General features: G+C 65.7%; 20 protein-coding genes. 6 read left to right on the top strand and 14 right to left on the bottom strand.

What is annotated here, in order from left to right; all coding sequences use genetic code 11:
* The 6 genes from VJV41_RS28510 to tkt all read right to left on the bottom strand — a co-directional run.
* Nucleotides 1-1,382: HNH endonuclease signature motif containing protein (locus VJV41_RS28510; protein WP_325339533.1), on the bottom strand; the 1,382-nt coding region annotated here is incomplete at its 3' end.
* A gap of 37 nt (nucleotides 1,383-1,419) precedes the next feature.
* Nucleotides 1,420-2,157, bottom strand: a complete 738-nt coding sequence (gene pgl, locus VJV41_RS28505; protein ID WP_325339532.1) for a 6-phosphogluconolactonase — start codon at nucleotides 2,155-2,157, stop codon at nucleotides 1,420-1,422.
* Nucleotides 2,154-3,065 (bottom strand): glucose-6-phosphate dehydrogenase assembly protein OpcA, encoded by a 912-nt coding sequence (opcA, locus tag VJV41_RS28500; protein ID WP_325339530.1) that lies wholly within the window; start codon nucleotides 3,063-3,065, stop codon nucleotides 2,154-2,156. The genes pgl and opcA overlap by 4 nt, the downstream gene beginning before the upstream one ends.
* Nucleotides 3,062-4,588: a glucose-6-phosphate dehydrogenase gene (zwf, locus tag VJV41_RS28495; protein WP_325339528.1), complete on the bottom strand. Its 1,527-nt coding sequence runs from the start codon at nucleotides 4,586-4,588 to the stop codon at nucleotides 3,062-3,064. The genes opcA and zwf overlap by 4 nt, the downstream gene beginning before the upstream one ends.
* Nucleotides 4,585-5,703 (bottom strand): transaldolase, encoded by a 1,119-nt coding sequence (gene tal / locus VJV41_RS28490; RefSeq protein WP_325339526.1) that lies wholly within the window; start codon nucleotides 5,701-5,703, stop codon nucleotides 4,585-4,587. The genes zwf and tal overlap by 4 nt, the downstream gene beginning before the upstream one ends.
* 17 nt (nucleotides 5,704-5,720) lie before the next feature.
* Complete coding sequence (gene tkt, locus VJV41_RS28485; RefSeq protein ID WP_325339524.1) at nucleotides 5,721-7,811, bottom strand: transketolase; 2,091 nt, start codon at nucleotides 7,809-7,811, stop codon at nucleotides 5,721-5,723.
* 159 nt (nucleotides 7,812-7,970) lie between these two features.
* On the opposite strand from tkt, the gene VJV41_RS28480 reads away from it, so the two are divergent.
* On the top strand, nucleotides 7,971-8,903 hold the full coding sequence (locus VJV41_RS28480; RefSeq protein WP_325339522.1) for a heme o synthase: 933 nt from the start codon (nucleotides 7,971-7,973) through the stop codon (nucleotides 8,901-8,903).
* A gap of 78 nt (nucleotides 8,904-8,981) precedes the next feature.
* Here VJV41_RS28480 and VJV41_RS28475 read toward each other — a convergent pair whose 3' ends face one another.
* Entirely contained in the window at nucleotides 8,982-9,953 is a 972-nt protein-coding gene (locus VJV41_RS28475) for a quinone oxidoreductase (protein WP_325339519.1), read from the bottom strand.
* A gap of 18 nt (nucleotides 9,954-9,971) precedes the next feature.
* Between VJV41_RS28475 and VJV41_RS28470 the strand changes: the two genes are divergently transcribed.
* Nucleotides 9,972-10,904, top strand: coding sequence for a hypothetical protein (locus VJV41_RS28470; protein WP_325339517.1), 933 nt, complete (start codon nucleotides 9,972-9,974; stop codon nucleotides 10,902-10,904).
* Here VJV41_RS28470 and VJV41_RS28465 read toward each other — a convergent pair.
* From VJV41_RS28465 to mptB, 7 genes are all read right to left on the bottom strand, one after another.
* On the bottom strand, nucleotides 10,863-11,792 hold the full coding sequence (locus VJV41_RS28465; RefSeq protein WP_325339543.1) for a heme A synthase: 930 nt from the start codon (nucleotides 11,790-11,792) through the stop codon (nucleotides 10,863-10,865). The genes VJV41_RS28470 and VJV41_RS28465 overlap by 42 nt on opposite strands.
* A gap of 79 nt (nucleotides 11,793-11,871) precedes the next feature.
* Nucleotides 11,872-12,660 (bottom strand): DUF4239 domain-containing protein, encoded by a 789-nt coding sequence (locus tag VJV41_RS28460; protein WP_325339515.1) that lies wholly within the window; start codon nucleotides 12,658-12,660, stop codon nucleotides 11,872-11,874.
* 11 nt (nucleotides 12,661-12,671) lie between these two features.
* Nucleotides 12,672-13,568, bottom strand: a complete 897-nt coding sequence (locus tag VJV41_RS28455) for a DMT family transporter (RefSeq protein ID WP_325339513.1) — start codon at nucleotides 13,566-13,568, stop codon at nucleotides 12,672-12,674.
* Nucleotides 13,569-13,618: 50 nt separating this feature from the next.
* Nucleotides 13,619-13,969 carry a TetR/AcrR family transcriptional regulator gene (locus VJV41_RS28450; protein WP_325339541.1) on the bottom strand — a complete coding sequence of 117 codons (351 nt, stop codon included), beginning with the start codon at nucleotides 13,967-13,969 and terminating at the stop codon, nucleotides 13,619-13,621.
* A gap of 190 nt (nucleotides 13,970-14,159) precedes the next feature.
* Nucleotides 14,160-14,936 carry an ABC transporter permease gene (locus tag VJV41_RS28445; protein ID WP_325339511.1) on the bottom strand — a complete coding sequence of 259 codons (777 nt, stop codon included), beginning with the start codon at nucleotides 14,934-14,936 and terminating at the stop codon, nucleotides 14,160-14,162.
* Nucleotides 14,937-15,025: 89 nt separating this feature from the next.
* Complete coding sequence (locus VJV41_RS28440; RefSeq protein ID WP_414685077.1) at nucleotides 15,026-15,991, bottom strand: ABC transporter ATP-binding protein; 966 nt, start codon at nucleotides 15,989-15,991, stop codon at nucleotides 15,026-15,028.
* Nucleotides 15,988-17,730 carry a polyprenol phosphomannose-dependent alpha 1,6 mannosyltransferase MptB gene (gene mptB, locus VJV41_RS28435; RefSeq protein ID WP_325339510.1) on the bottom strand — a complete coding sequence of 581 codons (1,743 nt, stop codon included), beginning with the start codon at nucleotides 17,728-17,730 and terminating at the stop codon, nucleotides 15,988-15,990. Before mptB ends, VJV41_RS28440 begins: the two co-directional genes overlap by 4 nt.
* A gap of 24 nt (nucleotides 17,731-17,754) precedes the next feature.
* Here mptB and VJV41_RS28430 point away from each other — a divergent pair, with 24 nt between their 5' ends.
* Genes VJV41_RS28430 through sufC form a run of 4 tightly spaced genes read left to right on the top strand, consistent with a single transcriptional unit; the run spans nucleotide 17,755 to nucleotide 21,916 of the window.
* A complete protein-coding gene (locus VJV41_RS28430; RefSeq protein WP_414685076.1) occupies nucleotides 17,755-18,534 on the top strand; it encodes a helix-turn-helix transcriptional regulator in 780 nt (259 codons plus the stop codon).
* Nucleotides 18,531-19,976 (top strand): Fe-S cluster assembly protein SufB, encoded by a 1,446-nt coding sequence (gene sufB, locus VJV41_RS28425; protein ID WP_325339505.1) that lies wholly within the window; start codon nucleotides 18,531-18,533, stop codon nucleotides 19,974-19,976. Before VJV41_RS28430 ends, sufB begins: the two co-directional genes overlap by 4 nt.
* Nucleotides 19,977-21,152, top strand: a complete 1,176-nt coding sequence (gene sufD, locus VJV41_RS28420) for a Fe-S cluster assembly protein SufD (protein WP_325339503.1) — start codon at nucleotides 19,977-19,979, stop codon at nucleotides 21,150-21,152.
* Nucleotides 21,149-21,916 (top strand): Fe-S cluster assembly ATPase SufC, encoded by a 768-nt coding sequence (gene sufC / locus VJV41_RS28415; RefSeq protein WP_325339501.1) that lies wholly within the window; start codon nucleotides 21,149-21,151, stop codon nucleotides 21,914-21,916. Before sufD ends, sufC begins: the two co-directional genes overlap by 4 nt.
* The last annotated feature ends 1 nt before the right edge of the window (nucleotide 21,917 follow it).

Raw genomic sequence — 21,917 nt, 5'->3', positions numbered from 1 at the left:
CGTTGGCGTTCTTCTTCGGCGATGAGTTCGGTGCGTTGGCGTCGTTCGGTGTTGATGCGGTCGTGGCGGTTTTGTTCGCGGGTTTGTTTGCGCCGCGGCATCATCACGTCGCGCCATGGGCTGGGTTCCTCGACGGTCGATGGCGCCAACGCAGCGGTGGACTGGGCCAGGGCGGGAAACATGCTGGCGCCGTGTGCTTGGGTGGTGTAGACGTGTCCGGTCGGGGCAGTCAACACGATGGTGCCGTCGGGTAGTTGCTGTTCGGTCCACCCACCCGGCCCGCCGTAGAAGGTCTTGATCAGGTGATGGATGCGGCAGTAGTGCTTGAGATCGGAGGCGTGGGTGAGGCCGGCCGGGTAGGGCACCGTGTGGTCGACATCGCATTTGTCCACTGGTCTGTCGCAGCCCGGCCAGCGGCACGTCAAATCCCGCCACGCGACGAACTGGCGGGTCACCGCAGAGGGCCGATACCCCGGATCAGGCGCGCTGGACGGCATCACGAGCGGCTTGAGATGGGCAGTGGCGGCCAGGTCGCGCACCGACTCAGCGGGCAGAATCCCGAAGCCGGGCAGATATCCCGGAGTGTCACTAGTCCCCTCGACGGTGGCTTGTTCGGCCAGCACGTGAATCACCGCCGTAGCCGCCGCGCTGCGGTCGGCTGCTGCCGGGCAGTCGGCGCGGCTGCACTGGCAGAGCAGTTGGGCTTCCCCACGCGCCAGCGGCCCGCATGCATCGGCGCGGCGCTGCTCTTTGGTGCGCGGATCGTTGGCACACACCGTGGCCGCCAACGCATCCAGGCGCTGATCCAGCGCCGCGCCGTCCGCGGCGTTCAGATAGCCCGAGATCGACGCCACACCCGGGCTAGCCGGGTCGATGTCGACATAGCGGTTGTCGTTGACCGTTGGCGGTACCCGCACCCCGGCCGGATCGAACTTGGCCACCCACTGATCCACCCGATCGCGCAACTTGGGCCCCGACAACTTCATCCACTTGGTGCAATGACGGGCGATCGCCTCATCGAGCTCGGGCATCACGGCCGCCTCAACGTTTTCGGTGCGGGCGATGATCGTCGACACCATCCGAAAATCGATCACCCCAGAGCAAAACAATCTGCCCACCGTCGGCAGCCGATGCCACAACGCGCACGCGAACTGCACCTGACCCACCGCGCGGGCATGGCTGATGTTCTGCACCGCCGAAACCTCCGCGGCCACCGCATCACAACCATCAGCACAACACCACTGCGCATCAGCCAGCTCACCCGAGCGCCGCACGAACAACTCCGCCACCGCGGCCAACCGCTGCGCGATCGCCGTCGACTCATCCCGAGTCGCCTCACCCATCACATCGATGAGCTCCGCATCCCCGACGGCTTCGAACATACATTCGATCATGCCACAGCGCACCGACAATTCCGGCTTACAGCTTGGACGCAGCTTCCTCATCGAGCAGCCAGACGGTCGCGTCGCGGCCGACTGCACCGGCGGCCGGCACATCAACAGGCTTGGCGCCGCCAATCGCCGCTGCCACCGCGTCGGCCTTGGCCGCGCCCGAGACCACCAGCCACACCTCCCGCGACCGCTGAACCGCAGGAAGCGTCAACGTGATTCGCCGCGGCGGTGGCTTGGGGGAGTCGGTGACGCCAACGACGAGCCGATCCGTCTCGCATACCGCCGAGGTTTCGGGGAAGAGCGAGTTGATATGGCCCTCGCCGCCCATGCCCAGCAGATGCACGTCGAAATCCGGCGCTGGCCCGCCCCCGTCTGCGTTGGCGGCAAGCACCTGTTCGTAGGCCAGTGCCGCCGCGTCCAAATCGTCGCCGAATTCACTGTCGCTGGCCGGCATCGCATGCACATTGGCCGACGGAATGTCGACGTGGTCGAGCAACGCCTCGCGGGCCTGCTTGTCGTTGCGTTCGTCGTCGTCCTCGGGCACATAGCGGTCGTCGCCCCAATACAGGTGCACCTTGGACCAGTCGATCTTGTCGCTGTGTTCGCCGACCCGTTTGAGCAGGCCGATGCCGGTACCACCGCCGGTCAGCACAACCTGTGCGCGCCCACGCTTCTCGATCGCGTCGGTGATGGCCCCGACCAGCCGGTCGCCCGCGGCCTCCACCAGCGCCGCGGTATCCGGGTACTTCTCCACAACGGTGCTCATGTGTACTGCACCTTGTCGATGCCCTGCAGCGCCTCGTGATAGATCTCGTCGGCGTCAAGTCGGCGCAGGTCCTCGGCAAGGCATTCCTTGGCTTCCCTGCGCGCCAACGGAATCCGTGCTTCGGGCCTGCTGGTGCGGGTCAGTGTTGCGGTCACTCCGGTCTGTGGACGCTTCAGGACGATGGTTTCACTGCTTCTGACGAGTTCCACCTTCAGTTCGCCCACTGCGCGTTGCACCGGACCGTCGATCCGCGCGGCCAGCCAGCCCGCGAGGACATCGAGCGACGGCTCATCCCTCAGGCCCGACACCACCGCCGAGGTGACGGGCTCAAAGGGCGGCTGGTTGAGCGCTGATGCCAACAGGGCGCGCCAGTAGGTGATGCGGGCCCACGCCAGGTCGGTGTCGCCTTCGGTGTAGCCCTGCAGGCGACTCTTGATCGCGGCCAGCGGGTCGGCGCATTCTGTCGCATTCGTTATCCGGCGAATTGCCAATTGGCCCAATGGGTCCTGCGCCGGAACGGCCGGGCCCCCCGCCGGCCACCATGCCACAACCGGGGTGTCGGGCAACAGGAATGGCAGCACGACGCTGCTGGCGTGGTCGGCGAGCTCGCCGTGCAAGCGCAATGCTACGACCTCGCCCGCACCCGCATCGCCGCCGACGCGCAATTGCGCATCGAGCCGCGACTCAGCGGCGCTTCGATCGCCGGGCACCACAACGATCACGCGGCACGGATGCTCTCGGCTGGCGAAGTTGGCCGCCTCGATCGATTCTTCCAGCAGATCGTCGGAGTCAAGCGAGATCACGAGAGTGAGTACGCGGCTCAACGTGATGGCGCCGCCCTCTTCACGAAGGCCGATGATCTTCTTGTTGATGTCGTTGGTCGTCGTTCCCGGCAGGTCGACAATCATGGCCGCCTCCATCCCCGGCCCATGCGGTGCATCATCTCGTCGGCAGACGCCGGTCCCCAGGTGCCTGATTCGTAGGCATCGGGCTTGCCATGCGACGCCCAGTAGTCCAGCACGGGATCCAGGATCTCCCAAGACAACTCGACCTCAGCGTTGGTCGGGAACAGCGACGGCTCGCCGAGCAACATGTCGAGAATCAGCCGCTCGTAGGCCTCGGGAGAATCCTCGGCGAACGCCGAGCCGTAGGAGAAGTCCATGTTGACATCACGGACCTCCATCGCGCTGCCGGGGACCTTGGAGCCGAAACGCGTGGTGATGCCTTCGTCGGGCTGCACCCTGATCACCAACGCGTTCTGGCCGAGTTCCTCCGTCATCGTCTTGTCGAACGGCAGGTGTGGGGCTCGCTTGAAGATGAGCGCGATCTCGGTCACTCTGCGCCCCAAGCGTTTTCCGGTACGCAGGAAGAACGGCACACCCGCCCAGCGGCGAGTGTCGATCTCCAGTGTGATCGCCGCGTACGTCTCGGTGCTGGACTCCTTCGAGAACCCTTCCTCGTCCAGGAGACCGACGACCTTCTCGCTACCCTGCCAACCTGCCGCGTACTGTCCCCGCGCAGTGGTGTCATCGAGAGGCTGCATCAGCCGGATGGCGGAGAGCACTTTGATCTTCTCCGCCTGCAACTCGTGCGGGCTGAAGTTGACCGGTTCCTCCATGGCGGTCAGGGCAAGTAGTTGTAAAAGATGATTCTGGATGACATCGCGGGCAGCGCCGACCCCGTCGTAGTAGCCGCCCCGACCTCCGAGGCCGATGTCCTCGGCCATGGTGATTTGCACGCTGTCGACGTAATTGTTGTTCCAGATCGGTTCGTACAGCTCGTTGGCGAACCGAAGCGCGAGGATGTTCTGGACTGTCTCCTTGCCGAGGTAGTGGTCGATGCGAAACACCGACTCCTCGGGGAAGACGCTGTTCACGACCCCGTTGAGCTCTTGGGCGCTTTGCAGATCATGGCCGAACGGTTTCTCGATGACCACCCGGCTCCAACGGCCGTTCTGCGGGCGCGCCAGCCCCGACTTCTGCAGCTGTTCGCACACCTGCTGGAAGGCCTTGGGCGGAATCGACAAATAGAACGCGTGATTGCCGCCGGTGCCCCGCTCGGTATCGAGCTTGCCAAGCGTCTCAGCCAGCCGCTCGAATGCCTCCGCATCATCGAAAGTGCCCTGTACGAACCGGATTCCCTCAGCCAGCCGGTCCCACACCTCCTGGCGGTATCGCGTGCGGGCATGCTTCCTGACGGCGTCGCAGACGAGCTTGCCGAAATCCTCGTCGGCCCAATCCCTGCGGGCGAAGCCGACGAGGGCGAAATTCGCGGGGAGCAGTCCGCGGTTGGCCAGGTCGTAGATGGCGGGCATCAACTTCTTGGTGGCCAGATCGCCGGTGACGCCGAAGATCACCACGCCGCAGGGACCCGGGATGCGCGGCATCCGCTTGTCGCGCTTGTCGCGCAGCGGATTGCGCCAGTCCGTCATTTCTCCGCGGCGTCGAGCTGAGTCTGCGTCGCCTCGAGCAGCTCAAGCCACGACTTCTCGAACTTCTCCACTCCTTCGTCTTCGAGCACCTTGAACACGTCTGGCAAGTCGATGCCCACCGCGTCGAGTTTGTCGAAGGTCGCCTGGGCCTCTGCGGCCTTGCCGCTGACCGTGTCGCCCGTGATGACGCCGTGGTCGGCCACCGCGTCAATCGTCTTCTCCGGCATGGTGTTCACGGTGTTCGGTGCGACGAGTTCGGTGACATACAACGTGTCCGAGTACTCCGGGTTCTTCACACCGGTCGACGCCCACAGCGGCCGCTGCACGCGTGCACCGTCGGCCTTCAGGGCCTCGTAGCGTGAACCGCCGACGAACACTTCCTCGTAGGCCGCATACGCCAGCCGTGCGTTGGCAACACCGGCCTGGCCGCGCAGCGCCAGCGCTTCGTCGGTGCCGATCTTCTCCAGCCGCTTGTCGATCTCGGTGTCGACCCGCGAAACGAAGAACGAAGCGACCGAATGGATCTTGGACAGGTCGTGCCCGGCCTCCTTGGCCTTCTCCAGCCCACTGAGGTAGGCGTCCATGACTGCGCGGTGACGCTCGACGGAGAAGATCAGCGTCACGTTCACCGAAATGCCTTCGGCGATAACGGCGGTGATCGCGGGAAGGCCGGCAAGGGTGGCGGGGATCTTGATCAGCAGGTTGGGCCGGTCGACGATCTTCCACAGCTCGACGGCCTGCAGGATGGTCTTGTCGGTGTCGTGGGCCAGCCGCGGGTCGACCTCGATCGACACCCGGCCGTCGACGCCGTCGGATGCCTCCCACGCCTTGGCCAGCACGTCGCAGGCGTTGCGGACGTCGTCGGTGGTGACGGTGCGGATCGTCGCATCGACGTCGGCACCACGTTCGGCCAATTCCTTGACCTGCTCGTCGTATGAGGTGCCCTTCGACAGCGCGCCCTGGAAGATCGTCGGGTTGGTCGTCACACCCACCACGGATTTGGTGTCGATGAGCTCCTGCAAGTTGCCGGTCTGGAGCCGGTCGCGCGACAGATCGTCCAGCCACACCGACACACCTGCTGCGGACAGGGCCGCGAGATTCGGATTCTGAGCCATTGCTTTGCCTTTCGAAACTAGTTGTCTAGTGATCTTTCCGCGGCGGCCACCACAGCTTCGGGGGTGAAACCGAACTCACGGAACAACGTCTTGTCGTCGGCGGATTCGCCGTAGTGCTCGATGGAGACGATCTCGCCGGTGTCGCCGACCAGCTTGTACCAACTCTGCGCAACCGCCGCCTCGACGGCCACCCGCGCTGACACCGCCGGCGGAAGCACGCTGTCGCGATATTCCGCCGGCTGGGACTCAAACCACTCAACACATGGCATGGACACCACCGTCGCTGTGATTCCCTTGTCCGCCAATATCTTTTGCGCGGCCACTGCCAATTGCAGCTCCGATCCGGTGCCGATCAGCACCACGTCGGGTTCCTCTGCAGGAGTGCCACCCAGCACGTAGCCGCCGCGTGCCACGCCGTCGGCGTCGGTGCCCTCGAGCACCGGAATGCCTTGGCGGGTCAGGATGAAGCCGACGGGGCCGCTGGTGGCGCCGCGGGCGAGGATCGTCCGCCAGGCGTAGGCCGTCTCGTTGGGGTCGCCCGGACGCACCACCGAAAGGTTCGGTATCGCCCGCAGCGCCGCCAGATGCTCGATCGGCTGATGCGTTGGGCCGTCCTCGCCGAGTCCGATCGAGTCGTGCGTCCAGATGTAGATCGTGTCGATGTTCATCAGCGACGCCAGCCGCACCGCCGGCCTCATGTAGTCGGAGAATTGCAGGAATGTCCCGCCGAACGCGCGGGTGGGCCCATGCAGGACTATGCCCGACAGGATCGACCCCATCGCGTGCTCGCGGATGCCGAAGTGCAGCACCCGGCCGTACCAGTCCGCCGTGTAGTCCGAGGTCGAGATCGACGGCGGGCCGAACGAATTCACCCCCTTGATGGTGGTGTTGTTGCTGCCGGCCAGATCTGCTGAGCCACCCCATAATTCGGGCAAGTTCGGTGCGAGGTCGTTGAGTACCTGACCGAACGCGGCACGGGTGGCCAGCGGTTTGGAGCCCGGCTCCCAGTACGTCAGGTTGGCGTCCCAGCCTTCGGGTAGCTCTTGGGCCAGTAGCCGGTCGAGCAGTTTCTTGCGTTCAGGTTCACGCTCCGCCCAGGCGTCGAACGCCGGCTGCCATTTCTCGTGGGCTTCCTTGCCGCGAGCGACCAGCTTACGGGTGTGCTCGATGACCTCGTCACGCACTTCGAACGTCTTGTCCGGGTCGAATCCGAGCACCCTCTTGGTGGCGGCGACCTCTTCCTCGCCGAGCGCCGACCCGTGCACGCCACCAGTGTTCATCTTGGTTGGCGCCGGATAACCGATGATGGTGCGCACCGAGATGAACGACGGCTTGTCGGTGACCTTGCGTGCGGCCTCGATGGCTTCTTCTATACCGACGACGTTCTCGCCGCCCTCGACCTCCTGCACATGCCAGCCGTAGGCGCGATAGCGTGCCGGAACATCCTCGGAGAGGGCGATATTCGTGTCGTGCTCAATTGAGATCTGGTTGTGGTCGTAGAACACGATCAGGTTGCCGAGCTGCTGAGTGCCCGCCAGCGAGGACGCCTCGCTGGTGACGCCCTCCTCCATGTCACCGTCGGAGGCAATGACATAGATGTAGTGATCGAAGGGGCTCTCGCCGGGCGGCGTGTCGGGATCGAACAGGCCGCGCTCATAGCGCGCTGCCATTGCCATGCCGACCGCCGACGCCAGACCCTGGCCGAGCGGGCCTGTGGTGATCTCGACACCTTTGGTGTGGCGGAACTCCGGATGCCCTGGCGTCTTGGACTTCCAGGTCCGCAGCGACTCGATGTCGCTCAGTTCCAGGCCGAAACCTCCGAGGTAGAGCTGGATGTACAGCGTCAGGCTGGAGTGCCCACAGGACAGGACGAAGCGGTCGCGGCCCAGCCAGTGAACGTCGCTGGGATCGTGGCGCATCTGGCGCTGGAACAGCGTGTACGCCAGCGGCGCCAGGCTCATCGCGGTACCGGGATGGCCGTTGCCGACCTTCTGCACCGCATCGGCCGCCAGCACCCGAACGGTGTCGACCGCGAGAGAGTCCACCTCGGTCCAGTCGTCCGGGTGATTCGGGCGAGTGAGGGCGGAAATGTCTTCCAGTGTGGTCACGGGGCGTGCTCCTTGATCTCGGCAATCCGCATACCCACCCTAGTGGCCCATGGTCAGCCACCGCAGGTCCGTGGGGGACGATTAGGCCGCCGTTTAGGCGCGGTCTACCATCGTCTGTAGTAGAAGCCGCGCGCGGCGGCGACCCTTAGGAGTATTTGCGTGAGCATTCGCGAAGGCCGCCTTATCTCTGGGGCGCCGAACCGAATCGCCACCAAGGTCCTTGGCTACATCTCCTTGACGAAGCCAAGGGTGATCGAGCTCCTGCTTGTCACCACGATCCCGGCCATGCTGCTGGCCCACCGCGGCTCGGTCGATCCGCTGCTGATTCTCAACACGTTGGTCGGCGGCCTGCTCGCTGCCGCGGGCGCCAACGCGCTGAACTGCGTCGCCGATGCCGACATCGACAAGGTGATGAAGCGGACAGCGCGCCGGCCGCTGGCCAGGGCGACGGTGCCGCGAAGTCATGCGCTGGTATTCGGGCTGGCGCTGTCCGTCGGCTCGTTCTTCTGGTTGTGGTGGACGACGAACATGCTGTCCGCGCATCTGGCGGGTGCGACGATCGCGTTCTACGTCTTGGTGTACACGCTGCTGCTCAAGCGCCGCACGTCGCAGAACGTCGTGTGGGGCGGCGCGGCGGGCTGCATGCCGGTGATGATCGGCTGGTCGGCAGTCACCGGGACCATCCAATGGCCTGCCCTGGTGATGTTCGCGATCATCTTCTTCTGGACGCCGCCGCATACCTGGGCGCTGGCCATGCGCTACAAGGAGGACTACCAGGCCGCCGGCGTGCCGATGCTGCCCGTGGTGGCCACCGAGCGGCAGGTCACCAAGCAGATCCTCATCTACACCTGGCTCACGGTGTTGGCGACGCTGGCGTTGGCGCTCGCCACCGGCTGGCTGTACGCGTCGGTGGCGATACTGGCGGGCGCCTGGTTCCTGGTGATGGCCCACCAGCTGTATGCCGGGGTGCGCCGCGGCGAACCGGTCAGGCCGCTGCGGCTGTTCCTACAGTCCAACAACTATCTGGCCGTGGTCTTCTGTGCGTTGGCTGTGGATTCGGCGCTGGCGCTGCCAACGCTGTTTTCCGTTTAACCGCGGCCATTCATCGTCGGTTGTAACGCCGTGGCGTGATTTCTCGCGATTTCCCGCCATGGCGTTACATACGACAAATTAAGGCACTAGCACGACGGAGCCGACGGTCTTGCGGCCCTGCAGGTCGCGGTGGGCCTGCTCGGCGTCGGCCAGCTGATAGCGCTCGCTGACCGTGACGTTGATGGTGCCCGCGGCGATCGTGTTGAGTAATTCACCAGCACGCCAAGCGAATTCGTCGGCCGTCCGGGTGTAGTGCGCGAGCGTCGGCCTGGTCAAGAACAGCGACCCCGCGGTGTTGAGTCGTTGCGGGTCGAACGCCCCGACGGGCCCGCTGGACGCTCCGAACAGCGCGATGGTGCCGCGGATCCGCGCGCTCGCGAGGCTCGCGTCGAAGGTCGCCGCACCTACGCCGTCGTAGACTGCGGCGACCCCGCCGTCGGTCATGTCTTTGATCTTGGCGCCGAATTCCTCGGGGTCATCGGGGTAGTCGAGCACCTCCACCGCACCGGCCTGGCGTGACAGTTCGGCCTTCTCCGGCGTCGAAACCGTGGTGATCACCCGCACCGCTTGGCTGGTGGCCCACTGCGTCAGGATCAGGCCGACGCCGCCCGCACCCGCATGCACGAGCACCGCGTCGCCCTCCTGCACGGGGTACACCGATTTGATCAGGTAATGCGCGGTCATGCCCTTGAGCAGAGAAGCGGCTGCGACCTCGGGGCTGACACCGTCGGGCACATACGCCGCGAAATCCGCCGGAGCGACACAGTATTCGGCGTAGGCACCGTTGCCCTGCGCGGTGACGACTCGGTCACCGACATTGAGTGCGGCGACGTCGTCGCCGACGGCCTCGACCGTTCCGCAGACCTCCATGCCGAGGATGAAGGGCAGCTCGCGCGGATACTGCCCAGACCGGTGATAGGTGTCGATGAAATTCACCCCGATGGCCTCGGCCTTGATCAGCACTTCGCCCGAGCTGGGGGAGGGCTGAGGCTTTTCGACATAGGACAGGACTTCGGGTCCGCCGGTTTCGGCGATTTCAATCGCGTGCATGCTGACTATCCTGCCAACGTGGGGAAGCATGCCAGGCCAGACCTGTTCCATCCGCGGATTGTGCTGGCCGGATGCCCGGCCTTGCCCGAGGGCGACGGGGACGACGACGGGCTGGTCGGCGCGCTGCGCCAGCGCGGGCTGCATGCCCGCTGGCTGTCGTGGGACGATCCCGGCACTCTCGACGCGGACTTGGTGATTCTGCGTGCGACGTGGGATTACATCGACAGGCTCGACGAGTTTTTGACGTGGACGCGGCGGGTCAGGAATCTGGTGAACGGTGCGGCGGTCGTCGTATGGAACACCGACAAGCGTTACCTGTCGGATCTGGCTCACGCCGGCGTGCCGACGGTGCCCAGCCGGTTCTTTGCGCCGGGGGAGCCCGTCAGCGTGCCGCGTGGCGAAGTCGTCGTCAAGCCCGCCGTTGGGGCAGGATCCGTTGGCGCGCTGCGTTTTTCGGACACTGCAGAGGCGCGCTCGCATGCCGCTGCGCTGCAGGCCGAGGGACGGACCGTGCTCGTGCAGCCCTACGACGCGCGGGTGGAAGGCGGCGAGACGGCGCTGGTATTCCTCGGCGGCCGTCAGTCGCACGCGTTCACGAAGGGGCCGATCCTGCCACCGCCGGGCCAGGCGCCGATGTTTGACGAGTCCGGCACGTATGCGGAGGAGAGCCTGAAACCGGCAGATCCCGACTTCGAGGTGTGGGACGTCGGGCATGCGGCGCTGGCCGCGGCCGCCGGGCATCTGGGCATCGACGTCGGCGAGCTGCTATACGCCCGCGTCGACGTGATCGGAGACCGCCGCGGCGCTCAGGTCCTCGAGCTCGAACTCGTCGAGCCGTCGCTGGGCTGGCGGCAGCTGGACGAGGCGACGCGGGCGCGGCAGCAGCGCGAGTTCGCGCTCGGCGTCGAGTCAGCCGCCGACCGGCTCGGGCTTGGCCCGCTCTCGCATTGATGCCCATAGCGCGGCGGTGGCGGCCGTACAGGCGGCGGCACCGAGTACGTGGACGGCGACGAGCGCCGCGGGCACACCGGTGAAGAACTGCACGGTGCCGACGAGCCCCTGCGTGCACACGAGCACCAGCAGCACACCCAGCCGCAGCATGACTGGTCGCGGCGCCTTTACTGCAAGCAGTGCGAATCCCAAAGCGACGAGCAGCGACAAGTAGGCCACCAACAGCGACGAGTGGGCATGCACGAGCGTGGTGATCTCGACCTGCAGCCGCGGCACAGTGCGGTCGACGCTCTTGTCGCCGGCATGTGGGCCTGCGCCGGTCACCAGCGTTCCGGTCACCAGCACGGCGACGAGTACCAAGGCAGTGAGAGCAGTCAACTGGCGCAACCGTTTTGGCACGACGGGCACCGGCACACCGTCGTCGGGCTCGCCGACTTTCACGAACAGCAGCACGGCCAGCCACACCATGGTCATGGACGCGAGCAGGTGGATGGCAACCGTCCACCACAGCAGCCCCGTCAGCACCGTGATGCCGCCGATCACGGCCTGCGCGACCGTCGACGCCGGCATCAGCCATGCGTAGATCAGCACTTCGCGGCGGCGACGGGCTCGCGTCACGGCCAAAACCGCAAGAGCCGCGGCGAGCACGACGAGGAACGTCAACATCCGGTTGCTGAACTCGACGACCTGGTGCACGACCGGCACCTCGGCGACGGGTACCGGAGTGAAGCTGCCAGGGAAGCACTGCGGCCAGGTCGGGCAGCCGAGGCCGGATGCGGTGACGCGGACGATTGCGCCGGTGACGGCGATGCCGCCCTGAGTCAGGATGACAAGGAAGGCGATGACGCGCTGAACCCGCAGGCTCGGCACGGGCAGCAGGTCGACCAATCGCAGGAAGAATCGACCGACGGGCACGCCTCGATCGTAGAGGACGGCAACTACAGCACGTAGTAGCGGTCGCCCGCGGCTATTGGGACTCCACAGCGTCGATCACCGCACGCATAGGCTCGGGTGACGTACCGATCTCGCCGAGAAATGGATGCGACAGTTCGGTGATCAGGAACAAGATCACGGCAACGAGGACGCTGACCGCGGTGACCATGACGAAATGCATGCGGCCCTGCGCCTCACCGATGATGACGGCGAACCCGAGAACCAGTCCGCTGACCAGGAAGACGACTCCCCACAGCGACCACGTGGGGCCGGTGTTGGTGCGTGCCATGATCAGCCGTTCCGTGCGCGACGTACTCAGCTGTTTGAGGGAGGCCAGCGAGCTGGTCAAAGAGCTCCGTTGTTTGTCGTCGGTGGGCTGGATGTCTGCATAGGTGGTGTACAGGCGTGCCAATGCGTTCTCGGCCTCAGGCGTGGAGCGGCCGCGCGCAGCTGCCGGCCACTCGGCCACCGCCGAACGTTCGTATTCCAGCAAGGTCTGCCGGATTCGGTCGCCGTCGGCCTTGGTGAACGCGTTGGCGTCCCTCACCAGTTGCACCGCCGAGGTCGCCTCGGTCCGCACGACCTGGTCTGCCGAGTTCACCTGTCCCCACAGCACGACCACGATGAAGCCGGTCATGAAGCCGTAAACCGGTCCGACGACGGAGAATCCGACCTTCGCGATGTCGTTGTGTTCTCCCTCCTGGAGCCGAGGGTAGCGACGGCGGACGAACTTCAGGAGAATAAGTGTCCCAGCAGTGATACCGACAACGAGCGCGGCAAGAAGCAACCAGGATGGGACGTTGCTGACGATCCACTGGCTCATGTTGCCGTCCTTTAACTTTCGATAACTGCCGGCCGCGTGGTGGTCTTTCCCCGAATCGAAACGAGTCCGCCACCGATGACGAGCACCATGCCCAGTACCACGAACAGCGTTGGCGGATGATCCCAAACCGCCCAGTCGATCAACGCCGTGAACACGATGACCGTGTAGACAATCGGGCCAAGCTTGACCGATGACGCGTAGCGGTACGCAAGCACGATGAACACCTGTGAGAACAGCTGTGCCAACCCGACAGCGATCAGGTAGATCCAGGCCCGCGTCACCAACGGCTGCCACTGCACAACTGCGATCGGAATGACCATCACTGTCGAGAAGAGGAAGTAGTAGAAGAGAATTCGAGGCATCGGCTCGGTCGCCCCGAGCCACCGGACGGACATCAGCGCGACGGCTAGGAGAAGCGCGCCCGCGACCGCATACAGGTAGCCGACGGTGAAATGGTGCCGCTGAGGGCCCAACACCAGAACCACGCCGACGAAGCCGATTCCTGCGCCGACCCATGTGGCCGTCGACGACTTCTGCCGCGACACCACCCAGGCGATGACGGGCATCCACAGTGGAGCGCTGAAGGTCAACAGGATCGCGTTGGTCAACGGCATCATCGTCATCGCGACGAAAAGGGCGTACCAGCAAGCGGTTCCGGTAGCCGCACGCACGATGTGCAGGCCGATTTTCTGGGTTCGCAGCGGATCCCAGCCGCCGCGCAATGCGATCGGAAGAACGACGAGAAGGCAGATCAGGTTCTGGAACAGCACAACGACGCCGGTCGACGTGTATTGGCCTGCTGCCTTTCCGAAAGCGCTCACCAGGGCCACACAAAGAAACGACAGCGTGGTGAGGGCCGCGCCCAGCGCCAAGTTCTCGGGCTTGTGCAAAACGCCGGCACTTGGCATCTGCGCATCATATTGACGTTTCCGGCAGTACACGGGCAAACCCGATCAAGTCATCTGGACGCGACGAACGGCACCAGGACTTCGTCGACGAGCCGCACAACGAGACCGTCGGTGATCGGATCGCCGGTGACCAGTAGCCGGTGCCACAGCACGCTCTGGCCCAGTTCGCGGGCGATCTCGACGGGCACGTCCGGGCGCACGTCGCCGCGATAGCTGCCGGTGTCCTCGTGAGGGATGGCCGCAGTTGCCAAACGCAGCAAGGTGTCTCGCAGCAGGCTCGCGCTGTCGGGCCAGCGGCGGTACAGCACCGGCTTGCTCGTACGGGCGGCGGCCGCGACAGCCTCCATGGTCACGCCGCCGGGGCCGTGCTCGGCGAGCAGGTCGAGGACCGCTGCCCGGATCGCATCGTCGAGTTCCTCGCCTCGGCGGCACCATGTTCTAGGGCGGCGTGGTCATCGACCGCTATCTGGCATGGCATCCGACTGACCACATCCGCTGGGAGCTGTCCCGTCGGCTGCGGGCGGTGGTGCGGCCGAAGGCGCCCGCTTCCGCATCGTGGAAGCCTTCGGTGGCCGGCCCGCCCACCTGGAATCAGGTGAAGCGGAACCAGCGCAGGGCGCACAGCGCCGCGACGGCACCCCACGCCGCGAGCACGGCCACCCCGAACCAGTCCACTGACAGCGTCATCGCCTGCGACAGGGCCTCGGTCAGCGCGCCCGACGGCGTCAGCCGGGCGATCCACGCGACGCCGTGCGGCACCATGCCACCCTCCAGCGTCAGCGCGCCGAGGCCGGCGAAGACGAACCACAAAAGATTGGCGACGGCCAGTACGATTTCGGCGCGCAGCGTGCCACCCAACAGCAAGCCCAACGCGGCGAAGCCCGCGGTACCAAGCGCGATGATCGCCGCGCCGAGTACCAGCCCGGCGATGTTCGGCCGCCATCCCAGCGCAAAACCGATGGCGCCCAACAGGATTGACTGTAGGAACACGACTGCCACCACGGCCAGCGACTTGCCTGCGATGATGCCCCACACCGGCAGCGCCGTTGCGCCCAAGCGTTTCAGCGCGCCATAGCGACGGTCGAACGCGACCGCGATCGCCTGCCCGGTGAACGCCGTCGAGATCACCGCGAGCGCCATGATCGCCGGCACGAACGTCGCCGCACGGTCCGGCCCGAAGTCTCCCAGCGGTAGCAGCGTCAACCCGGCCAGCAGCGTGATCGGAATGAACATCGTCAGCAGCAGCTGTTCGCCGTTGCGCAGCAGCAGCTTCAGCTCGAGCCCGAATTGCGCGGCGAGCATCGTCGGCACGGTGGCAGGTCGCGGGTCCGGCGTAAACGTTCCTGGCGCAAAGCGATTCGTCGTCATTGTTGGTTCCTCGCGCAAGCGCTCGTCGTCATTGTTGGTTCCTCGCGCAAGCGCTCGTCGTCATTGTTGGTTCCTCGCGCAAGCGCTCGTCACGGTCTGAGCTCCCGGCCGGTCAAGTCGAGGAAAACATCCTCAAGGCTGCGCTGCTCGACGCGCATGTCGGTGGCCAGCACGTCCAATCGTGCACACCATGCCGTCACGGTGGCCAGCACCTGCGGGTCGATGTGTCCCTCGATGAGGTATTCGCCCGGCGATGTCTCGGTCGCCTTGTAGCTCTCCGGCAGGGCCGACACCAGAAGCGACAGGTCCAGCTTGCGGGGCGCGCGGAACCGCAGCTGGTTCTCCGCGCCGCTGTGCATCAGCTCCGCGGGCGTGCCGGCGGCCACGGCGACGCCGTGGTCGATGATCACGATCCGGTCGGCGAGCTCCTCGGCCTCGGTGAGCTGGTGCGTCGTCAGCACGACCGTGACACCGTCGCGGCGCAGGCCATCAATCAACTCCCACACCACGATTCGTGCGTGCGCATCCATGCCTGCGGTCGGCTCGTCCAGGAACACCAACTCCGGGCGGCCCACCACCGCGCAAGCCAGCGCCAGCCTCTGCTGCTGTCCACCCGACAGTCGTCGATACGTGGTGCGTGCCGCTTCCGTCAGGCCGAGAGTGTCCATCAGCCACTGCGGGTCGAGCGGGTTGGCGGCATATGCGGCGACGAGGTTCAGCATCTCACCGGCTCGCGCCGCCGGATACCCGCCGCCGCCCTGCAGCATCACGCCAATCCGCTCACGCACGCGCGCGTTGTCGGTGACGGGGTTGAGGCCGAGGATTTCGATGCTGCCGGCGTCAGGCTTGATGAAGCCCTCGCACATTTCGACCGTGGTGGTCTTCCCGGCGCCATTGGGGCCGAGCAACGCAAGCACCTCGGCAGTCTGCACGTCGAGGTCGAGGTCTGACACCGCAGTCGTCGTCCCGTACCGCTTGCTGACCCCGCGCAGTTGCACGGGGACAGCCGACGAGCGCTCGCGCGAGGAGCCGACAACACCGGAGCCGGAGGTCACGGGGATTCAGCGTAAGCGCCGGGCTTGGCGCGCTGCGGCGCCGGTAGCACCGGCTGGGCGACGGGAGGCACCGGTCTCTCACTCTCGTCTGGTCCGGTGTCGGGCAGCTTGCGCCACGGCAATCGGGAGTATGTCAGGCCGATGAGCAGCAGAACGATCACGAAGCTGGCCGCCGTCGCGAGAAGGATCTGGAACAACGCGAAGCGATCTCCGTTCGCCGTCGGCCCGAAAATGCCGATGACCAGAGTGACCACAATCACGGCTGCGCGGAACCGCGGCCGCGTCGCCCAACATGCCAGCGGAATGATCGCCCAGAGCAGGTACCAGGGCTGCACCACCGGGAAGAGCAACACGGTGGCGCCCAGTGCCACCCCGAGCCCGCCGACCGGATGCAGCCGGCCGCGCAGCACGGCGATCAGCAGCCACGTCACCACGACAGCTATCAGGAAGACACCGATGCCACGAGTCAACGCCAGCACGGCCGTCGTGTGATCGCCCAGCCCTAGCAGGATCCCGACCTGTCCCGTACCGAGTGCCAGCAGCGTTGGCGGCGACATCCAGCTGCGGACGACGTTCGCGGTGCCCAGCGTGTAGATCCAGCCGAAGCCAAGGCCGCTGGCCCACCCGATCAGCGCCATCACCGCCAGCGACGCCGTACCCAACGATCCGCCTGCGACAAAGAAAGCCTTGACCGTGCCGCCCCACCGGCAGGCCAACGCCATCGCGACGAACCCGAGCGCCAGCAGAGAAGGGAGCTTTACCTGCGACGACATCGTGATCAGCGCGCTGCCCAATACCAGCATTGCGAGTGGATACCAGCGTGCCCACTGCTCGCGGCCCCGCGGCCAGGCCAGCGGACGGGGGACAAATGGAACTGCAGCGGTGCTTGATGTCGCCGGCTTCGCGGCTCCGATGCCGCGCAGCGCGAACTCCGTGCCCGCCAGCATCAGACCGAGCATCAGCGCTTCGTTGTGGATGCCGGCGACCAGGTGCATGAACAACAGCGGGTTGGCGGGCCCAAGCCACATAGCGCTCACCTCGGCGACGCCGCACCGCCGGGCCAACCGCGGGGTGGCCCACACGATGAGGCCCACGCCGGCGAGCACCACCAGCCGGTGACACAGCACGGCATCGACGATGTTCTCGCCAGTCAGTCTCGAGATGCCGCGGCCGATCCACAGGAACAGCGGACCGTAGGGCGCAGGTGTTTCCCGCCACAGGTTCGGCACCGACAGCGTGAACACGTGGTCGAGGCCCAGGCCCGGCGCGGGGCCGACCCGGTACGGGTTTAGTCCCTGTAGCGAGATCTCGCTTTGTGCCAGATAGGAATACACGTCGCGGCTGTACATCGGCGGCGCCATCAGCAGGGGTATCGCCCACAGCAGCAGCAGGCGGTCCAGCTGGCTGCGCGACATCCGCCGGTTGCCCAACGCGAAACGTCCGAGCATCAGCCACGCGACGGCCATCATCACTGCGCCGGTGGTCGTCATCGTCAGCGAGACTGTCTGGATGCGCGAGGGAAGGTTGAGCAGCCGCACGCCGAACGTCGGATCCTGCACGACCGGCCGCGCGCCTGCGCCGAGGGCGCCAATCGCCATCAAGACCGTGCCGGTGGCCCCGAACAGGCGGGTGCGCCGCAGCGCGATGAGCTCGGCATCGTTCAGCGGGGAACCGACAGTCCGCTCGTCGCCGTGCCAGCCGGCAATCGACGTGCTGAGGGACAGTAGGCTCGCAGCCATCACAGCAGCGTAGCCGTCACCGCTATGGCGCCCGTCACCATAAGGGCACCCTTGCTTTACCCCGTCCCCGAATTCCGTCACAATAGTGTTGTGAAATTCGGTCCCGACAGCGATCGCCATACGCGCGGTGCGATCGTCCAGCTGTTGCTGGAGGCCGGACCCATCACAGCTGGTGAGATCGGTGGACGGCTCGGAATATCCGCCGCGGGCGTGCGCAGGCACCTGGACGCCCTGATGGATGCCGGTGATGCGCAGTCGTCCGCTGCGGCGTCGTGGCAGCACAGCGGACGCGGCCGTCCCGCAAAGCGGTATCGGCTGACCGCCGCAGGCCGGGCCAAGCTGGGCCACACCTACGACGACTTAGCCGTCGCAGCGATGCGCCAGCTGCGGGAGATCGGCGGCGACGACGCGGTGCGAACCTTCGCGCGCCGGCGCATCGACAGCATCCTGGCGGGACTAAGCGACGGACCCGACGACGTTGAGTCAAAGGCGGATCGGGTCGCCGCCGCGCTGACCAAGGCCGGTTATGCGACCAGCACCACCCCGGTCAGCGGGCCGATTCACGGAATTCAGCTCTGCCAGCACCATTGCCCCGTGTCGCACGTGGCAGAGGAGTTCCCCGAGCTGTGCGAGACCGAGCGCGAGGCGTTCGCCGAGATCCTCGGCACGCATGTGCAGCGGCTCGCCACGATCGTCAACGGCGACTGTGCGTGCACGACGCACGTCCCGTTGGACAAGCCAACAATCCTTCGGCGCACAGCCCGCGTCGAAGCCACCACGAGCAAGCAAGGAGCGTCGACATGACGACCACTCCCGAGATCCACAAGGTGGGCGAACCGCTCAGCCAGGACGAGGCCATCGCCTCGCTGAGCCGGTACGGCTACGGCTGGGTGGACTCCGACGTGGCGGGCGCCAGCGCGCAGCGCGGGCTGTCCGAGGCGGTGGTGCGTGACATCTCGGCGAAGAAAAACGAGCCGGAGTGGATGCTGGAGACCCGGCTGCGGGCTCTGCGCACGTTCGACAAGAAGCCGATGCCGAACTGGGGCTCCAACCTCGAGGGCATTCATTTCGACAACATCAAGTACTTCGTGCGCTCCACTGAGAAGCAGGCGGCGACGTGGGATGACCTGCCGGAGGACATCCGCAACACCTACGACAAGCTCGGCATCCCCGAGGCGGAGAAGCAGCGGCTGGTGTCCGGCGTTGCCGCGCAGTACGAGTCGGAGGTCGTCTACCACCAGATCCGCGAGGACCTGGAGGCCCTTGGCGTCATCTTCCTCGACACCGATACCGCGCTGAAGGAACACCCGGAGGTCTTCAAGCAGTACTTCGGCACCGTGATCCCGGCCGGCGACAACAAGTTCTCGGCCCTGAATACCGCGGTGTGGTCCGGTGGGTCGTTCATTTACGTGCCGCCGGGCGTGCATGTCGACATCCCGCTGCAGGCCTACTTCCGGATCAACACCGAGAACATGGGCCAGTTCGAGCGGACGCTGATCATCGTCGACGAGGGCGCCTACGTTCACTACGTCGAGGGCTGTACCGCACCGATCTACAAGAGCGATTCGCTGCACTCGGCGGTCGTGGAGATCATCGTGAAGCCCGGTGGCCGTTGCCGTTACACGACGATTCAGAACTGGTCGAACAACGTCTATAACCTGGTCACCAAGCGAGCCCGTGCTGAGGCCGGCGCCACCATGGAGTGGGTTGACGGCAACATCGGCTCGAAGGTCACGATGAAGTACCCGGCCGTGTGGATGACCGGCGAGCACGCCAAGGGCGAGGTGCTCTCGGTGGCGTTCGCCGGCGAGGGCCAGCACCAGGACACCGGCGCGAAAATGCTGCACCTGGCGCCCAACACGTCGAGCAACATCGTGTCCAAGTCGGTGGCCCGCGGCGGCGGCCGCGCGTCGTATCGCGGCCTGGTTCAGGTCAACAAGGGTGCGCACGGATCGCGCTCAAGCGTGAAATGCGATGCGCTGCTGGTCGACACGATCAGCCGCAGCGACACCTACCCGTACGTCGACATCCGCGAGGACGACGTCACGATGGGCCACGAGGCAACCGTGTCCAAGGTCAGCGAGGACCAGTTGTTCTATCTGATGAGTCGCGGCATGACCGAGGACGAAGCGATGGCCATGGTGGTGCGCGGCTTCGTCGAGCCGATAGCCAAGGAGCTTCCGATGGAGTACGCGTTGGAGCTCAACCGGCTGATCGAGCTCCAGATGGAAGGCGCGGTGGGCTAGGTGGCGGACCTGACTACTGCGGTCGAGGGAATCAACAAGGGAGAGCTGTTCACGTCATTCGATGTCGACGCCTTCGAGGTGCCGCACGGACGTGACGAGATCTGGCGATTCACTCCACTGCGCCGGCTGCGCGGGCTGCACGACGGTTCCGCCACGGCGACCGGCCACGCTCACATTGACGTCACGGAGCGCCCCGGCGTCACGACGGAGATCGTCCGCCGTGGTGACCAACGCTTGGGCCAGGGCGGCGTACCCGCCGACCGTGTTGCCGCGCAGGCCTTTTCGTCGTTCAACCATGCGACACTGGTCACCGTCGACAAGGGCGCCGTCGTCGAGGAGCCGATCGAGATCGTCGTCACCGGGCCCGGCGAAGGGGCTACCGCGTACGGGCACCTGCAGGTGCGCGTCGACGAACTCGCAGAAGCCGTGGTCGTCATCGACCAGCGCGGCAGCGGCACCTACGCCGACAACATCGAATTCGTCGTCGGCGATGCGGCGCGTCTGACGGTGGTTTCGATCGCCGACTGGGCCGACGATGCAGTGCACATCAGCAGCCATCACGCGTCGCTGGGTAAGGATGCAGTGCTGCGGCACGTCGCGGTGACCCTCGGCGGTGATCTGGTGCGGCTCACAGCGCGTGCCCGGTTCTGCGCGCCAGGCGGCGACGCCGAGCTCCTCGGGCTCTACTTCGCCGACGACGGCCAGCACTTCGAATCTCGGCTGCTGGTCGACCACGCCCAGCCCAATTGCCGCTCGCACGTCACGTACAAAGGTGCGCTGCAAGGCGATCCGGAGTCGAACAAGCCCGACGCACACACGGTCTGGGTGGGTGACGTGCTGATCCGGGCCGACGCCACTGGGACGGACACGTTCGAGACCAACCGCAACCTGGTGCTCACCGACGGCGCGCGCGCCGACTCGGTGCCGAACCTGGAGATCGAGACCGGCGAGATCGTCGGGGCCGGACACGCCAGCGCCACCGGCCGATTCGACGACGAGCAGCTGTTTTACCTGCAGGCCCGAGGCATCCCGGAGGACCAGGCCCGTCGCCTGGTCGTCCGCGGCTTCTTCGGCGAGCTGATTCAGAAGATCGCTGTGCCTGCGGTCCGCGAACGCCTCACCGACGCCATCGAACACGAACTAGAGATCACGGAATCGAGGACAGCCACCTCATGACCACGTTGGAAATCAAAGACCTGCATGTCAGCGTCGTCTCCAAGGAAGACGGGACCGATATCCCGATCCTCAAGGGCGTCGACCTCACGGTGAAGTCGGGCGAGACGCATGCGCTGATGGGGCCCAACGGATCTGGCAAGTCGACGCTGTCCTACGCGATCGCCGGTCACCCGAAGTACAAGGTGACCTCCGGCTCGATCACGCTCGACGGGCAGGACGTGCTGGAGATGAGTATCGACGAGCGTGCCCGCGCCGGCCTGTTCTTGGCCATGCAGTATCCGGTCGAGGTGCCGGGTGTGTCGATGTCGAACTTCCTGCGCACCGCGGCGACGGCGGTGCGCGGTGAGGCGCCGAAGCTGCGGCACTGGGTGAAGGAAGTCAAGACCGCGCTGGAAGCGCTCGAGATCGACCCGTCGTTCTCCGAACGCAGTGTCAACGAAGGCTTTTCAGGCGGTGAGAAGAAGCGTCACGAGATCCTGCAGCTCGCGCTGCTCAAGCCGAAGATCGCGATCCTCGACGAGACCGACTCCGGCCTCGACGTCGACGCATTGAGAGTGGTCAGCGAAGGGGTCAACCGGTACGCCGAGGAAACACACGGCGGGATTCTGGTGATCACGCACTACACCCGCATCCTTCGCTACATCCAGCCGCAGTTCGTGCACGTGTTCGTCGGCGGTCGCATCGTCGAGTCCGGTGGTCCCGAACTGGCAGAAGAACTCGATGCCAACGGCTACGAGCGGTTCACCCAGGCGGTCGGAGCCTGAC

The organism is Mycobacterium sp. (assembly GCF_035274705.1).
Taxonomy (GTDB): domain Bacteria; phylum Actinomycetota; class Actinomycetes; order Mycobacteriales; family Mycobacteriaceae; genus Mycobacterium.
This window is presented reverse-complemented; position numbering and strand designations above follow the sequence as displayed.

Coding starts and splice junctions, on each gene's coding strand:
- pgl (WP_325339532.1), bottom strand. CDS start 2,157: ATGAGCACCGTTGTGGAGAAGTACCCGGATACCGCGGCGCTGGTGGAG.
- opcA (WP_325339530.1), bottom strand. CDS start 3,065: ATGATTGTCGACCTGCCGGGAACGACGACCAACGACATCAACAAGAAG.
- zwf (WP_325339528.1), bottom strand. CDS start 4,588: ATGACGGACTGGCGCAATCCGCTGCGCGACAAGCGCGACAAGCGGATG.
- tal (WP_325339526.1), bottom strand. CDS start 5,703: ATGGCTCAGAATCCGAATCTCGCGGCCCTGTCCGCAGCAGGTGTGTCG.
- VJV41_RS28475 (WP_325339519.1), bottom strand. CDS start 9,953: ATGCACGCGATTGAAATCGCCGAAACCGGCGGACCCGAAGTCCTGTCC.
- VJV41_RS28460 (WP_325339515.1), bottom strand. CDS start 12,660: ATGAGCCAGTGGATCGTCAGCAACGTCCCATCCTGGTTGCTTCTTGCC.
- VJV41_RS28455 (WP_325339513.1), bottom strand. CDS start 13,568: ATGCCAAGTGCCGGCGTTTTGCACAAGCCCGAGAACTTGGCGCTGGGC.
- VJV41_RS28445 (WP_325339511.1), bottom strand. CDS start 14,936: ATGACGACGAATCGCTTTGCGCCAGGAACGTTTACGCCGGACCCGCGA.
- mptB (WP_325339510.1), bottom strand. CDS start 17,730: ATGGCTGCGAGCCTACTGTCCCTCAGCACGTCGATTGCCGGCTGGCAC.
- VJV41_RS28430 (WP_414685076.1), top strand. CDS start 17,755: ATGGCGCCCGTCACCATAAGGGCACCCTTGCTTTACCCCGTCCCCGAA.
- sufB (WP_325339505.1), top strand. CDS start 18,531: ATGACGACCACTCCCGAGATCCACAAGGTGGGCGAACCGCTCAGCCAG.
- sufC (WP_325339501.1), top strand. CDS start 21,149: ATGACCACGTTGGAAATCAAAGACCTGCATGTCAGCGTCGTCTCCAAG.